Here is a 15,761-nt window from a genome sequence, read left to right as displayed (position 1 = left end):
AGTTGTTCCCTTAGGAGGTACTTATGCTAAATAAAGAATTAGAGACGAGTTTAAATGGCGCATTTGCTCGTGCGCGAGACAAGCGACATGAATTCATGACTGTCGAACACCTCCTACTAGCATTATTAGAAAATGATGCGGCCAAGGAAGCGCTCCAAGCTTGTCAGGCTGATCTCGATGCTCTTCGCAATGAGCTCGATATTTTTATCGATCAAACGACCCCACTTATCCCTGAAAGCGACGAAACTCGCGAAACTCAGCCTACGTTGAGCTTTCAACGAGTACTTCAACGCGCTGTTTTTCATGTTCAATCTTCAGGTCGCAGCGAAGTAACAGGTGCTAATGTACTTGTGGCTATTTTTAGTGAGCAAGAATCTCACGCGGCATATCTTCTTAAGAAAAACGACATTAGTCGCTTAGATATTGTTAACTTCATCTCACACGGTATTACCAAAGCGAGCAACGAAGGCGACAGCCCTTCATCATCTGATTCATTTGGTGGTGCAGAAAATGCTGAAGAAGCTAATTCTGAAGACCGTTTAGAAAATTTCGCGACCAACCTTAACGAAGTAGCGAAGCAAGGTAATATTGACCCATTAATCGGTCGTGACAAAGAGCTAGAGCGTACTATCCAAGTTCTGTGTCGTCGTCGTAAGAACAACCCTCTGTTAGTGGGTGAAGCGGGTGTAGGTAAAACTGCCATCGCGGAAGGTCTTGCATGGCGCATTGTTGAGGGACAAGTGCCTGAAATCATTCAGAGCAGCGTAATTTATTCTCTAGATATCGGTTCACTGTTAGCAGGGACGAAATATCGTGGTGACTTTGAGAAACGTTTTAAAGCGATTCTTAAGCAACTCGAGAAAGAAGAAGACGCGATTCTGTTCATCGATGAGATCCACACCATTATTGGTGCTGGCGCTGCCTCTGGTGGTCAGGTTGATGCGGCAAACTTAATTAAACCGCTACTAAGCAGCGGCAAATTGCGCTGTATCGGTTCAACAACGTACCAAGAGTACAGCAGTATTTTTGAGAAGGAGCGTGCTTTAGCTCGTCGCTTCCAGAAAATCGATATTATTGAACCATCGCTAGATGATACGACTAAGATTCTGATTGGCTTGAAGCCAAAATACGAAGCTCACCACGAAGTGCGCTACACCAATAAAGCGTTGCGTGCCGCTGTGGAACTGTCAGCTAAATACATCAATGAACGTCACCTTCCTGATAAGGCGATTGATGTAATCGATGAAGCGGGCGCTCGCAGTCGTTTGGCACCTGCAAGCCGTCGTAAGAAAACGGTAAGCGTGGCTGATATTGAGTCAATGGTTGCGAAAATGGCGCGAATTCCTGAAAAATCAGTATCATCTTCAGACAAAGATACGCTGCAGAAACTGGATGACCGTATGAAAATGTTGGTGTTCGGACAAGACCCAGCTATCGACGTATTGAGCGAAGCGATCAAGCTGACCCGTGCTGGATTGGGTGCTGACAATAAACCGGTTGGTTCATTCCTATTCGCAGGACCTACTGGTGTAGGTAAAACCGAGGTTACCGTTCAACTGTCTAAACTGATGGGTATTGAGCTTCTGCGCTTTGATATGTCTGAGTACGGTGAGCGTCACTCTGTGAGCCGCTTGATCGGTGCTCCTCCTGGTTATGTTGGTTACGATCAAGGTGGTCTGCTTACTGATGCCGTAATCAAAAACCCGCACTCGGTTGTGTTACTGGATGAAATCGAGAAAGCTCACCCAGATATCTTTAACTTGCTACTACAGGTAATGGATAACGGCACGCTAACTGACAACAATGGTCGCAAAGCGGACTTCCGCAATGTGATTCTAGTGATGACGACCAACGCAGGTGTGGCTGAAACCGAGAAGAAATCGATCGGCCTGATCCAACAAGATCATGCGCCAGATGCGATGGGCGAAATCAAGAAGGTATTTACTCCTGAGTTCCGTAACCGTCTTGATAATATCATTTGGTTCAACAGCCTTGATCCAAGTGTGATTAGCCAAGTAGTCGATAAGTTCATTGTCGAGCTTCAGGTTCAACTGGACGCTCGTGGCGTGTCTTTAGAGGTTTCTGAGGATGCTCGTCACTGGTTAGCTGATAAAGGCTATGACAAGACCATGGGTGCTCGTCCAATGGGGCGTGTGATTCAAGAGAAGCTTAAGAAGCCACTTGCTAACGAGTTACTGTTTGGTAGCTTGGTTGATGGCGGTACTGTTAAAGTATCCCTGAAAAAAGACGAATTGGATTTCATCTATGTTGGTGCTAAAGAAGAGGTTATGCACTAACGAAGTGATTGATAATTCAAGGGCTTAAATTTAAAACGCATGACTTTGGTTGTGCGTTTTTTTATGCTTGCGAGCAGCGAGATTGATGTGCTTGTGCAGTAAAAAGTTCAGGCAATAAAAAACGGAGCCTTAAGCTCCGCTTCTTATTGTATTCGCTAATTAAAAATTAACGAGCACGGAAGACGATGCGGCCTTTAGAAAGGTCGTATGGAGTCATCTCAACAGTTACTTTATCACCAGTAAGAATACGGATGTAGTTCTTACGCATTTTACCAGAGATGTGTGCTGTCACTACGTGACCGTTTTCAAGCTCAACACGGAACATTGTGTTTGGTAGAGTATCAAGGACAGTGCCTTGCATCTCGATTACGTCTTCTTTAGCCATCTAATCCTCTTTCGAAATTTGGCGGTTTTCAACGGCTTGATTGTGCCGTTAAAATCAAAATATGTAAAGTTGTCGCGTATTCTACCCTTGCCACCGCTGATTTACTAGCCTTTGATGACGTTGAAATCGTACTTTATAGTTCATCGCAGGGCATTCATCGATTTGATAACCCAAATATAACCATTGTTTTTGTTCTTTCTGGGCATGTTGGATCTGAAATAGAACGCCAAGTGTTCCCATCGAAATGTCGATATCAGGATCGAAGAAAGTATAAAACGCGCTCGTACAGTGAGACATGATGTCGGTTACGGCGATACCGACCAACTTGTTCTCGTCGTAGATATGCATAAACTTTGTTGTAAGCCACTCATTTTGTGAGAATTGTAGAAATTCTTCTTTCTTAGGTGGGTACATGGTTCCCGAACGGTGACGAGCGGTGATATAGCGGCTGTATAAGTCAAACCAGTTGTCATCCATTTCATCCTTCAGCTCCCAACGCAGTGATTTTCCCTTGTTAAGGATTCGTCGCTGGCTTTTGGAAAGCTTGACCTCTGGGATTGAAAGCCGAATAGCTTGGCATGCTGAGCAATTATCGCAATGTGGCTTATAAATGGTTGCTCCACTGCGGCGAAATCCATTCGCAAGCAGAACTTCATAGTTATCTGAGGTGTGCATGTGTTCGTCAAGCGTAACCGCCACTCTTTCTTCTAGGTGAGGTAAGTAGCTGCAAGCGTGGTTGTCTGTTAATCCAATTCTGATTTGTTGTAAATCTGGATTCATTAAGGCATTTCCTTTAGCCATTGGGTTTGAAAGCATGCATCGTCAACGGAGAACTCTTTGAGCAATTGCAGAGAACCTAGGAATTCATCCCTATCAACCTCGATAGCGCCTAAGGATTCCAAGTGAGGGTTCATGACCTGACAATCAATCAGTTGTCCGCCGAATTGTGTAAAGTGTTCACAAAAATACCACAGCGCAATTTTAGAGGCATTGGTCTTCAGGCTAAACATCGATTCACCGCAAAAGACTTGGCCTCTTTGTAAGCCGTAAAGCCCGCCGATTAGTTTATCGTCTTGCCAAACCTCAACCGAGTGGCAGAAACCTAATGAAGCGAGCTTGCGATAGGCTAACTGCATGTCGCTGTTTAACCAAGTTTCTTCTTCGGGTCTTAGTGAAGAGCAATAACCAATTACTCTGTCCGTCGCTTGGTTGATGCTGACACGATAATTGTGTTTTCTTTGAAACTTTTTAAGACTTTTTGACGGTTCGAATGTCTTAGGATTAAATACCGCTCGCGGTGCAGGGCTCCACCAAAGTATAGGCTCACCTGGGCCATACCATGGAAATATCCCTTGGCTATAAGCGTTTAAAATTCGCATTGGTGATAAATCACCACCGAAGGCGAGCAGACCGTTGGGTTCATCAAGCGCGTCGAAGGGCGAAGGAAACTCTATACTAGTAGTATCAAGTTCGGTTAGGTATATAGTCATAAGTACCGCATTACAGATTAATCACTGACCAAGAGGTCTTTAGGAGTTTTACCATGAAGAAGTTGCTTTGGATTTTACTTGTTTTGCCTATGTTGGCAAATGCAGCTTACAGCAGAAACGAAGCTCGACCAGTAAACGAAGTAGTTTATGGTGAGATCGATACGGTTAGATACATCACTCAACAGGAAATCGTTGAATCGAAAGCGAATGGTTGGGAAACCTTATTAGGTGCGGCGATTGGTGGCTTGATTGGTAATCAGTTTGGCGGCGGCACCGGTAAAGAAGTGGCGACAGCTGTCGGTGCAGTAGCAGGTGCGGGTATTGCTCGTAACCGAGGTAACACACAGTATAAAGTTGAGTACAAACTGGTCGAGTTACTGGTCAAAACCAAAGACGACAAGTTGGTCAACATCATCCAAGATGTCGATAACTCGATGTTGTTCAACCGAGGCGATGATGTACGAATTCTCTATTTTTCAGATGGTGTTCGAGTTGACATCGCGTACTAGTATGTAAATGCAATTGATTGGCTAATTAATCATCGGTTTGAGCGGGATTAGCTCTGGAGTTCGTTGGAAAAGTTCGTTAGTCTGCAAGTACGAAGAATTATTCATCACCCGAAAATAAATACGCGCCAGTGACTTCGGGTGGTACAAGGACTATAAGATTTAATGGAAAGCCTTACGTTACAACCAATTCAAAAAGTGAACGGGGAAGTTAACCTACCTGGTTCAAAAAGTGTTTCCAACCGTGCACTTCTTTTGGCTGCACTTTCTACGGGAACCACTCGCCTAACAAACTTACTAGACAGTGATGATATTCGTCATATGTTGAATGCATTGACGCAGCTAGGTGTTGATTACCAGTTGTCTGCAGACAAAACCGTTTGTGAAGTGACAGGTGTTGGTGGTGCATTCTCAAGTGATAAAGCTCTAGAGCTTTTCTTAGGTAACGCGGGTACGGCGATGCGTCCGCTGGCGGCTGCACTATGTTTAGGTCGCGGTGAATACGTTCTGACTGGTGAGCCGCGCATGAAAGAGCGCCCAATTGGCCACTTAGTAACGGCACTGAGAGAAGCCGGTGCCGACGTTGAATACTTAGAGAACGAAAACTATCCACCATTGAAGATCACAGGTACAGGCCTGAAGAGTGGTACGGTTTCAATCGACGGTTCTATCTCTAGCCAGTTTTTGACTGCATTTTTGATGGCTGCACCTCTGGCGGAAGGCGAAGTGACCATCAAAATTGACGGTGAATTAGTTTCTAAACCTTACATCGATATCACGCTACACATTATGAAACAATTTGGTGTGGACGTGATCAATAATGACTACCAAGAGTTCGTGATTCCGACAGGGCAATCTTACACAGCTCCGGGCGACTTCTTAGTAGAAGGTGATGCATCATCTGCGTCATATTTCCTTGCAGCTGCTGCTATCAAAGGTGGTGAGATTAAGGTCACTGGTATTGGTAAAAACAGTATCCAGGGTGATATCCAATTCGCTGATGCGCTTGAGAAAATGGGTGCGGAAATCGAATGGGGTGACGACTATGTTATTTCTCGTTGTGGCGAGCTGAAAGGCATTGATATGGACTATAACCATATTCCAGATGCTGCGATGACTATTGCGACAACAGCATTGTTTGCGAAAGGCACAACGGCAATCCGTAATGTCTACAACTGGCGTGTGAAAGAGACAGATCGCTTGGCGGCAATGGCAACAGAGCTACGTAAAGTCGGAGCCGAGGTTGAAGAGGGTGAAGATTACATCATTGTTAACCCTGTGGCTGAACTGACTCACGCGGCGATTGATACTTACGATGATCACCGTATGGCTATGTGTTTCTCGCTGGTTGCTTTGAGCGATACGCCTGTGACGATTAATGATCCAGGTTGTACGTCAAAGACATTCCCTGATTACTTCGATAAGTTGAAAATGCTGAGCCAGTAAAGGTTCAGGAACTAAAAAAGCTTGCCTAAATGGCAAGCTTTTTAATTATTGCTGAATTGTAAATTCTTTCGAAAGGTGGTGCGCTAAGTATTTAAACATGTTAAATACCGCGGTTGTATTCTCGGTCGGCATTCCATTGCTATCTAAGAAGTATTCACCTTTGAAGACGAGTACATCGTCTTTTTCTACTACGCTGTTTGCGCGCATGCCTTCAATGTAGTCATCATGTGATTGGATAATTTGGTTTGCGATAAGCAGTAAATCAAATTCTGCTATTACTTTCTTTGTCATGAGTTTATCTCTGATAACTGAATATAACGTTGAGTTTATGGTGTCGAACTAGAAATTCAATGATTTCACAACCGATTAAGAGAGTCTTTTCAAACATCCACAATTTATTTTGTGATTTACGGCAAAAATAATTGAATGGGGCTCGCGTTAGATTCGCGGACAAGCTTAGTATGAGCCCGTTTAGACGTAATGCCTGATGAATAGGCTCTTGCAAGTATTCTTAGTGAGTACTTTATAGCTTCTTTATATTGTGACCCTTTTATCTGTGAGTCGTCGAATTGTCGAGCGATCAGATCCAATTTTGAAAAAAGCGGTTGATCTTCTAGTAATCTCGCACAATAGTAAAAAAAGAAGCAATGAATTTAGAATATCATGCGTAAAAGCCCACAAGCTAAATTGTTGGTGCTGAAGCATCGTGATTAAGGACGTTAGAGTCAATATGGGTAAATCGCTCGTTATAGTGGAGTCGCCAGCCAAGGCTAAAACTATCAATAAATATCTTGGCAAAGACTTTGTCGTAAAGTCGAGTGTAGGTCACGTTCGTGATTTACCAACGGCGGGTCAAAGTACTGGTCAAAAGGCTGCTGCAGTTTCAACCAAGGGTATGAGCCCAGAAGATAAAGCTCGTATCAAAAAAGAAAAAGATCGCAAAGCTCTTATCAAAAAGATGGGTATTAACCCGTATAAAGAGTGGGAAGCGAACTACCAAATTCTACCTGGTAAAGAAAAAGTCGTTGCTGAATTGCAAAAACTTGCTGAGAACGCAGACCATGTTTATCTCGCAACCGATTTGGACCGCGAAGGAGAAGCTATCGCATGGCACCTTCGTGAGATCATCGGCGGCGATGAAACGCGATACAAGCGAGTGGTTTTTAACGAAATCACCAAGAATGCTATTCAACAAGCTTTCGAAACACCAGGCGAGCTAAACATCGATGGCGTAAACGCTCAACAAGCACGACGTTTTATGGACCGTGTTGTTGGCTTTATGGTGTCACCTCTGCTTTGGAAAAAAGTAGCACGAGGCCTATCCGCTGGCCGTGTTCAATCAGTAGCGGTAAAACTACTGGTAGAGCGTGAGCGCGAGATCAACGCCTTTATCCCTGAAGAGTTCTGGGATGTGCATGCTGATACTAAAACAGCAGAGAAAACCGACTTTAGACTGCAAGTAGCGCAGAAAGACGGTGTTGCGTTTAAACCTGAAAATGAAGCGCAAACACAAGCTGCTGTTAGCGTTTTAGAAAAAGCGCAATATGAAGTATGTAAACGTGAAGACCGCCCAACAAAGAGTAAGCCGTCTGCACCTTACATCACGTCGACGCTGCAGCAAGCGGCGAGTACGCGTCTTGGTTATGGCGTAAAGAAAACCATGATGTTGGCTCAACGCCTGTATGAAGCGGGTTACATCACTTATATGCGTACTGACTCAACCAACTTGAGTTCAGAAGCTGTAGAAGCCGCTCGTGAATACATTGGTTCTGAGTACGGCGAGCAATACCTTCCACCTAAAGCACTTGTATACGGCAGCAAAGAGGGCGCTCAAGAGGCCCACGAAGCGATTCGTCCTTCAAGTGTAGATGTTAAGTCGGAAGACCTAAATGGTGTAGACGCAGACGCACACAAGCTTTACTCGCTAATTTGGAATCAATTCGTTGCGTGTCAAATGACACCAGCTCAATACGATTCAACGACAGTAAGCGTTAAAGCAGATGAGTACACGTTGAAAGCGAAAGGTCGTATTCTTAAATTTGATGGTTGGACTCGTGTTCAGCGTCCAATGGGCAAGAACGAAGATACGATCCTTCCAGCAGTACAGATCGGCGATAAGCTTGATCTGATTGCGCTAGACCCTAAACAGCACTTCACTAAGCCACCGGCTCGTTTCACTGAAGCGGCGCTAGTTAAAGAGCTTGAGAAGCGTGGTATTGGTCGTCCTTCAACATACGCATCAATCATCTCAACGATTCAAGATCGCGGTTATGTAAAAGTTGAACAGCGTCGTTTCTATGCTGAGAAGATGGGTGAAATTGTTACTGACCGTCTAGATGGCAGCTTCAATGACCTAATGAACTACGACTTCACTGCTCGTATGGAGCAGAAGTTGGACCAAATCGCAGAAGGCGAAGCTAGCTGGAAAGGCGTGCTAGATAACTTCTTCGAAGACTTTACTGGCGATTTGGAAAAAGCAGACTTAGACGAAGACGCTGGTGGCATGAAGCCAAATCATATCGTGGAAACCGATATTGAGTGTCCGACTTGTAGCCGTAAAATGGGTATTCGTACTGCTTCGACAGGCGTATTCCTTGGTTGTTCTGGCTATGCACTTCCACCAAAAGAGCGTTGTAAGACAACAATTAACCTTGGTGATGAAGAAGGCATTATCAACGTGCTTGAAGAAGATGTTGAAACAGCGGCACTTCGAGCTAAAAAGCGTTGTCCTATTTGTGAAACGGCAATGGATGCTTATCTAATCGATGATAAGCGTAAGATGCACGTATGTGGTAACAACCCGAACTGTGAAGGTTATGTGGTTGAGCACGGCGAATTTAAAGTGAAAGGCTACGATGGTCCACTTGTTGAGTGTGACAAGTGTGGTTCTGACATGGTTCTGAAGAACGGTCGTTTTGGTAAATACATGGACTGTACGAGTGAAGATTGTAAGAACACTCGTAAGATTCTGAAAAATGGCGAAGTTGCGCCACCAAAAGAAGACCCGGTGCATTTCCCTGAACTTCCGTGTGAAAATTCAGACGCGTACTTTGTTCTTCGTGATGGTGCTTCTGGTCTATTTATGGCTGCGAGCAACTTCCCTAAATCACGTGAAACACGTGCACCATTAGTGGAAGAGCTGGTTCGTTTTAAAGACCGTATCTCACCTAAGTTCCAATACCTAGCATCAGCGCCAGTTGCTGACCCTGATGGTAAGCCGACAGTGGTTCGTTTTAGTCGTAAGACCAAAGAAAACTACGTGCGTACTGAAGTAGATGGAAAACCGTCCGGTTGGACTGCGTTGTACATCGACGGTAAGTGGGAAGTTACGGATAAGCGTAAAAAGCCTAAAGAGAAGTAACTGAACGTTATTGATGAAAAAGCAGCCTAATGGCTGCTTTTTTTTGATCTCAATATGACTAAATATGCAACTTGTTGACTTGGTGTTTCGTCTGCGAGAATTTATTAAATTCACATCGTAAAATAAATAATGGCAATTAATTAGATCTTCTTATGCAACTTTAACTAGAATGTAACTTAATTAAAATATTGTAACTCACAGATCAGCGTTTAGTTGTATACCTGATGTGTGTCGGGTGTTAATGTAATGTTTCGTCTGGACGGTGTAATGTGAGCTGCTTTAAGTCTTAGGAAAGCAATCAGCTTACGTACCACAGAATGGCGTATTAAAAATTGAATTCGGCCGAAAAGTCGATAACGTATATAAAACCAAGTGCAAAGAATAGTGCACACATAACAACGTTTGGCTTAGGATATTGTCACTGTATGTGAATGGATATTCGCTAAATACCGAAATAAGTGTTGGTGCTCATCCCCCAGAGGAAGATACCTCTACGAGTACTAACATCGACAAGCTATAGATATATGGAGAATAAAATGGCTGGTGTATTGGGAATGATTCTTGCTGGTGGTGAAGGCTCTCGCTTAAGACCTTTAACTGAATCTCGCAGCAAACCCTCGGTTCCTTTCGGTGGTAGTTACCGCTTAATTGATTTCGCTTTGAACAACTTCGTTAATGCTGATCTAATGAAGATCTATGTATTAACACAATTTAAGTCACAGTCACTGTTCCACCATATGAAAAAAGGCTGGAATATCAGTGGTATAACCGACCGTTTTATCGACCCAATTCCTGCGCAAATGCGTAAAGGAAAGCGTTGGTATGAAGGCACAGCAGATGCTATCTACCAAAACATGGGCTTTATGGAGTTGGAAGAACCTGATCAAGTATGTATTTTTGGTTCAGACCATATCTATAAGATGGACATCAAACAGATGCTTGATTTCCATAAAGAGAAGAAAGCGGCTCTAACAGTATCAGCATTGCGCATGCCGCTTGCTGAAGCATCAGAATTCGGTGTTATTGAGGTTGATGCTGACGGCCGTATGATTGGCTTTGAAGAGAAACCTGCAAATCCGAAGTCGATTCCGGGCGATCCAGAATCAGCGCTTGTTTCAATGGGCAACTACGTGTTCGAAGCGAAAGAGCTTTTTGCTGAACTAACGGAAGATGCTGATAGAGAAGGTTCGACACACGATTTCGGCAAAGACATTATTCCAAACATGTTCCCACGTGGTGATGTGTTTGTTTATGATTTCAGCACCAACCGTATTACTGGTGAGAAAGAAGAAGTTTACTGGCGCGATGTAGGTACGATTGACGCGTACTGGCAAGCGCACATGGACCTTCTTAAGAAAGATGCGCCATTCTCGCTATACAACCGTAAATGGCCTCTACATACTTATTACCCGCCACTACCACCAGCTACGTTTACTGATTCGGCAAATGGTCGAATTCAGATCATTGATAGCCTTGTGTGTAGCGGTAGTTATGTACGTGGTTCGCGTATTGAAAAGAGTGTACTGGGCTTCCGCAGCAATATCGCATCAGCGTGTGATATCAGCGAAAGTATCTTACTCGGTGATGTAAAAGTGGGTGAGGGTTGTATCTTGCGCCGCGTTATCATTGATAAAGACGCAGATATCGCACCGGGTACACAGATTGGTGTAAATCTGACAGAAGACAAAAAGCATTACCACGTATCTGACGATGGTGTCGTAGTGATTTCTAAAGGAGCACGAGTTGGTTACTAAGACTCTCTCGGTACTTTTTGTAGCGTCTGAAGTTGAAGGCTTGATTAAAAGTGGTGGCTTGGCTGATGTAGCCAAGGCACTGCCGAAAGCGTTGCAAACACTCGAACAGGACGTTCGAGTGACTATCCCCGCATATAGAAACATCCCACACATTGATTCAGCAGAAGTTATTTTATCGACTGAACTCGATCATTGGCCTTATACGGCTTATCAAGTTAAAAAACTGAGTGTAGAAGGCGTTCCAGTTTTTGGTATTGAATGTGCTAAGTATTTCGACCGCCCGGAAATGTACGCAGAAAACAATCAAGCTTATGCTGATAACGGAGAGCGCTTCTCGTTCTTTAGTGCAGCCTGTCTTGATATGCTTCCTAAGCTTAGTTTTCAACCGGATATCATTCATGCAAATGACTGGCATACTGGTTTCGTTCCTTTCTTGCTTAAATCGCGTTATCAACAACACGATTTCTTTGAAAATACGCGCAGTGTTATCTCGATTCACAATGCGGTTTTTAAAGGTGTGTTCGCATACGATGAACTGCAATTCTTACCAGAGATGCACAGTTACCATGTACCTGAAGCTTCAGTGAGTGATACTCATGTCACTATGCTAAGAGCCGGCGTGATGTGTGCGGATAAAGTGAACGCAGTAAGTCCTACCTATGCAGAAGAGTTGAAAACGGAATTAGGTAGCCACGGTATGGCTGCAGAATTCCAACACAGATCGGCTGATCTGTTCGGCATTTTGAATGGGTGTGATTACGGGGCTTGGAATCCGGAAACTGATGCTTTCCTACCTCGTAAATACAAAGCGACCAAACACAGCATGGTTCGCGGAAAATCAGCTTGTAAGCAAAAACTGCAACAAGATGTAGGTTTACCCGTTGCCGATTGCGCGGTTTATGGCATGGTTTGTCGCTTGACGAATCAAAAAGGTGTTCATTACTTACTGCCTATCATTGAACAGTTTTTGAAAAATGATCTTCAGATCGTGATTGTCGGTACTGGCGATCCGGTTTTGGCGAGTCAATTGAAAGAGCTATCAGCCCTTCACTCAGATAAGTTCTCGTTCGTGGAAGCGTACAATAATGAACTTGCGCACTTGGTTGAAGCGGGCTCTGATTTCTTCTTAATGCCTTCGGAGTTCGAACCGTGTGGCTTAAACCAAATCTACAGCATGGCTTACGGTACTTTGCCGATTGTTCGTTCTGTGGGAGGTTTAAAAGACAGTGTGAATGATTACGATGAGGATCCTGAAGTCGCGACTGGGTTTGCTTTTGAAGAGCCAACACCGCAAGCGTTATTGGCTGTGTTACATCGTTCATTACTGCTTTACGCACAAAACCCATCTGAAATTAAGCGTGTTCAGCTTTATGCGATGCAGCAAGATTTTAGTTGGGAAGATGCGGCTAAAGAATACCTAGCTATGTACCATTCAGCATTTTAACTTGTTGACTTAGTTTTAAAATTAGCTGGCGAGCGACAACCGCTCGCAATAAATGAAGGCGCTCTAATTGTAGAGTGCCTTTTTGTTTCCTGGTCAGAGCACATCACGTTTACGAAGACAAAGCTTGCAAACTCATTTTAGTCAGGTAGAAAAGGTGAGGTAGGTATTCACATGACTAATGATAGGTTTGACACTATTATCACTTAAAGTTCTTAATAGCGTGATATCCTTAGTCATCGCCTCGTGATGAGGCATAGCTCCATTCCAATAATTAAAGCGATAGGTATGTCTGAGAGTTTACTATTTCATAAAACATTTACTCACCCTACGAGCGATGAGTGGGTTGTATTTGTGCATGGCGCAGGAGGCAGTTCCTCCATCTGGTTCAAGCAGATCAAAGCGTATAAACAGCATTTCAACTTACTTCTCATTGATCTGAGAGGGCACGGTAAATCAGACAATATACTTAAAGGGCTGATTTCGAATCGCTATACGTTTAAATCGGTGACGCTTGATATTCTTAAAGTGTTAGACCATCTTAAGATCCGTTCTGCACATTTCGTCGGCATGTCTTTGGGCACGATTATTGTGCGTAACGTTGCAGAGCTCGCGGCTGGCCGTGTACGTTCAATGGTACTGGGTGGTGCTGTCACTAAGCTAAACACTCGCTCTCAAGTCTTAATCAAGTTGGGTAACCTCAGCAAGCACATCATTCCTTACATGTGGTTATACAGCCTTTTTGCTTATGTTGTGATGCCACAAAAAAGCCAAAAAGAGTCTCGTCATCTTTTTATCCGCGAAGCAAAAAAACTGTGCCAGAAAGAATTTAAACGCTGGTTTATCCTCACGGCTGATGTAAACCCCTTGATGAAATATTTTAAAGATAGAGAGCTACCAATACCGACTCTTTATTTGATGGGTGAACGTGACTACATGTTTATTAAGCCTGTAAAAGAAATGGTTGCAGCGCATGAGTCGAGCGAGCTAGTGGAGATTCCGAATTGTGGGCACGTATGTAACGTGGAAAACCCTGAAGAGTTTAATCAGCGTTCGATTGCGTTTATTCAAAAACAAATTCAGTGATTTTCTAAACGCGAAATCAAAGATGATGATGGAATCGAATTGAAATAAAAACGGGAAGCTAATTTTAGCTTCCCGTTTTTATTTGGAGGAGGTATCGGCCTAATTGTCTTATAAGGTCACTGAAACTCTGCTATTCGGGTGAAGCAGCACCGCACTGCCAACAAGAGCCGAATTGCGCTTCGTTGACTTCATGACACTCACCACAACGCCACTCTTCATAGATGATCGAATCTTGCTGCTTTTGGTAGTCATTGACGAGCATGCGAGCTTCACTGGCCAATTCTGGCTCATATAACCACACGTAAGGGTCAGTTTCTTCCGTAAATGGGATTTCCCCCTTCAATCCGAACAATCCCTCACCACGAACTTCACAGGCAATATTCTCGCTTTCTAATAATCCACAGATGATATGAGCTTCTGTCGGATTCGATGCACTGAAGATTTTCATTGAAATAGAACCTTATTCGGCTATCTGTGTTATTTAGCTATTATAAATTATTCAGCTACGGGCGCTGAGCGAAACTTACCCATCAACCATTTAGCAACTATTGGGAATATCCCCAATAACGCAAATGACAATAGTACTGAAGGGGAGACGATGCCCGAAAGTGAATCAATTTCTGCGAGCTGAGTACCAGCATTCAAGAAAACCGCCGTCCCCGGTAACATCCCGATTTGACTCGTAATGTAGTAACGACTCACTGACATCGGTGTTAGACCCATCAATAGGTTAATAAGGAAAAATGGGAATACAGGGATCAGACGCAGAGAAAATAGGTAAAACGCGCCGTCTTTTTCAACCCCCTTGTTAATTGTCGCCAATTTGTCACCAAACTTGGTTTGAATCCAGTCACGCAATAGGTAACGGCTACTTAAGAAGGCTAAAGTCGCACCGATCGCACTCGCGAAAGATACCAGCAGCAAGCTATTCCAGAAGCCAAATAGAGCAGCTCCAAGCAGGGTAACAACAGCGGCGCCAGGAATTGAGAAAGCAGTGATCATTACATACGCAACAAAATAGATAGCGGCAGCAGCAATAAAGTTGCTGTCAATATAGTCATTTAAAACGGCTTGTTGGGCCTTAGCATTTTCAAGCGTGAGGTATTGACCAAAATTGACGCCTAACAAGACGATGGTTACTACCAATATAATACCCAATATCATTTTCTTACTCATTGATACTTCCTCTAAATTTTCAATGCATATCGATAGTATAGATAGACAGGTAAAGCTTAGATTAACTTTCAGCAGATATAAAAAAAGCCGCAAAAAATGCGGCTTAGTTATGTAGATACAATGTTAATTGACGCGATTGATAAGCTCTTCACGACGCTGCTGCGGTATAACTGACCAATGTGTACCATTGATCGCACCTTCTAGCGCCCAAAGTAGTTCAATACTGACAGAAGACGCATGCGATTCTTTGATGGCGTTAAATGCGTTTACAGAGCCAGATTCATATAAACGTTCTACAGAATCGATCCCTGCCTTTTTCAACATACGCTCGGTAGCGAGTCGAAGATTAGGCAGATCTTTGAGTCGGGTCGGCTTAGCAGAAGACTGCTCAGCTTTTTCTTCTTTAGCAAAACCTAGAGACGTGGTTGCAAGCTGCAAGATTTTCTCTTGGTCTTGCCAGAGGCCTTCAGGTAAAGCGAAATATTTAGTAACGACAGGGAAACCACGTTTTTTGTAGACGTACGGTTGAAACCCTTGTTGTTCGAATTGTTTCGTTGTGCCTTTGTCTGCGCGTATGTGCAACTGGTCATTTACAACCAGAGCAAACATAGTGTCATCAGCAAAAAGACCGAAGCCACCAAACATTGAGCGTGATTTTATTTTTCCTAGGGACTCAAATAACTTCATCGAGTCCTTTAGTATCGGTTTATCCATGTTATTTATCTCGGTGTATTTGAACTACGCCACCAAATAAGCAGGTCCGAGAGATTAGCAAAATGTTGCAATTAAATTGTCAATAAGCCGTAAATTACCAAATTA

At 43.6% G+C, this 15,761-nt stretch carries 14 protein-coding genes; 7 read left to right on the top strand and 7 right to left on the bottom strand.

From position 1 onward, the window contains the following. Positions 1-23: 23 nt before the first annotated feature. Positions 24-2,297 carry an ATP-dependent Clp protease ATP-binding subunit ClpA gene (gene clpA, locus AC3CH3_RS10000; RefSeq protein ID WP_048607331.1) on the top strand — a complete coding sequence of 758 codons (2,274 nt, stop codon included), beginning with the start codon at positions 24-26 and terminating at the stop codon, positions 2,295-2,297. A 166-nt stretch (positions 2,298-2,463) separates the two neighbouring features. Here the strand turns inward: clpA and infA are convergent, their stop codons facing one another. The 3 genes from infA to aat all read right to left on the bottom strand — a co-directional run bounded on the left by infA (position 2,464) and on the right by aat (position 4,172). After that, entirely contained in the window at positions 2,464-2,682 is a 219-nt protein-coding gene (gene infA / locus AC3CH3_RS09995) for a translation initiation factor IF-1 (RefSeq protein WP_001040192.1), read from the bottom strand. Positions 2,683-2,763: 81 nt separating this feature from the next. Further along, positions 2,764-3,462, bottom strand: coding sequence for an arginyltransferase (locus AC3CH3_RS09990; RefSeq protein WP_102432693.1), 699 nt, complete (start codon positions 3,460-3,462; stop codon positions 2,764-2,766). Further along, complete coding sequence (gene aat, locus AC3CH3_RS09985) at positions 3,462-4,172, bottom strand: leucyl/phenylalanyl-tRNA--protein transferase (RefSeq protein ID WP_048659672.1); 711 nt, start codon at positions 4,170-4,172, stop codon at positions 3,462-3,464. The genes AC3CH3_RS09990 and aat overlap by 1 nt, the downstream gene beginning before the upstream one ends. Positions 4,173-4,225: 53 nt before the next feature. Between aat and AC3CH3_RS09980 the strand changes: the two genes are divergently transcribed. Next, complete coding sequence (locus tag AC3CH3_RS09980; RefSeq protein WP_488537072.1) at positions 4,226-4,681, top strand: outer membrane lipoprotein; 456 nt, start codon at positions 4,226-4,228, stop codon at positions 4,679-4,681. A 162-nt stretch (positions 4,682-4,843) separates the two neighbouring features. Further along, entirely contained in the window at positions 4,844-6,124 is a 1,281-nt protein-coding gene (gene aroA / locus AC3CH3_RS09975) for a 3-phosphoshikimate 1-carboxyvinyltransferase (protein WP_048659670.1), read from the top strand. Between the two features lie 45 nt (positions 6,125-6,169). On the opposite strand, the gene AC3CH3_RS09970 is transcribed toward aroA, so the two are convergent. Continuing rightward, positions 6,170-6,415 carry a YciN family protein gene (locus AC3CH3_RS09970; protein ID WP_017062104.1) on the bottom strand — a complete coding sequence of 82 codons (246 nt, stop codon included), beginning with the start codon at positions 6,413-6,415 and terminating at the stop codon, positions 6,170-6,172. Positions 6,416-6,854: 439 nt separating this feature from the next. On the opposite strand from AC3CH3_RS09970, the gene topA reads away from it, so the two are divergent. The 4 genes from topA to AC3CH3_RS09950 all read left to right on the top strand — a co-directional run bounded on the left by topA (position 6,855) and on the right by AC3CH3_RS09950 (position 13,766). Further along, positions 6,855-9,485 (top strand): type I DNA topoisomerase, encoded by a 2,631-nt coding sequence (gene topA, locus AC3CH3_RS09965; protein WP_488537071.1) that lies wholly within the window; start codon positions 6,855-6,857, stop codon positions 9,483-9,485. A 536-nt stretch (positions 9,486-10,021) separates the two neighbouring features. Next, positions 10,022-11,239: a glucose-1-phosphate adenylyltransferase gene (gene glgC, locus AC3CH3_RS09960; protein ID WP_017062102.1), complete on the top strand. Its 1,218-nt coding sequence runs from the start codon at positions 10,022-10,024 to the stop codon at positions 11,237-11,239. Beyond that, positions 11,229-12,683 (top strand): glycogen synthase GlgA, encoded by a 1,455-nt coding sequence (gene glgA / locus AC3CH3_RS09955; protein WP_488537070.1) that lies wholly within the window; start codon positions 11,229-11,231, stop codon positions 12,681-12,683. The genes glgC and glgA overlap by 11 nt, the downstream gene beginning before the upstream one ends. 285 nt (positions 12,684-12,968) lie before the next feature. Then, complete coding sequence (locus AC3CH3_RS09950) at positions 12,969-13,766, top strand: alpha/beta fold hydrolase (RefSeq protein WP_017062100.1); 798 nt, start codon at positions 12,969-12,971, stop codon at positions 13,764-13,766. Positions 13,767-13,896: 130 nt separating this feature from the next. Here AC3CH3_RS09950 and AC3CH3_RS09945 read toward each other — a convergent pair whose 3' ends face one another. The 3 genes from AC3CH3_RS09945 to AC3CH3_RS09935 form a co-directional block, all read right to left on the bottom strand. Further along, positions 13,897-14,214, bottom strand: coding sequence for a putative signal transducing protein (locus tag AC3CH3_RS09945; protein WP_488537069.1), 318 nt, complete (start codon positions 14,212-14,214; stop codon positions 13,897-13,899). 47 nt (positions 14,215-14,261) lie between these two features. Beyond that, the gene (locus tag AC3CH3_RS09940) at positions 14,262-14,942 is read right to left on the bottom strand and encodes a TVP38/TMEM64 family protein (RefSeq protein ID WP_488537068.1); all 681 of its coding nucleotides are present in this window, start codon (positions 14,940-14,942) and stop codon (positions 14,262-14,264) included. Positions 14,943-15,065: 123 nt separating this feature from the next. Continuing rightward, positions 15,066-15,656 carry a TfoX/Sxy family DNA transformation protein gene (locus tag AC3CH3_RS09935; protein ID WP_019820997.1) on the bottom strand — a complete coding sequence of 197 codons (591 nt, stop codon included), beginning with the start codon at positions 15,654-15,656 and terminating at the stop codon, positions 15,066-15,068. Positions 15,657-15,761 lie beyond the last annotated feature (105 nt).

The sequence above is a fragment of the Vibrio sp. QJM3NY_35 genome (assembly GCF_057785915.1).
Note: the sequence above shows the minus strand (reverse complement) of the source record. Positions and strands in the feature narration are given on the sequence as shown.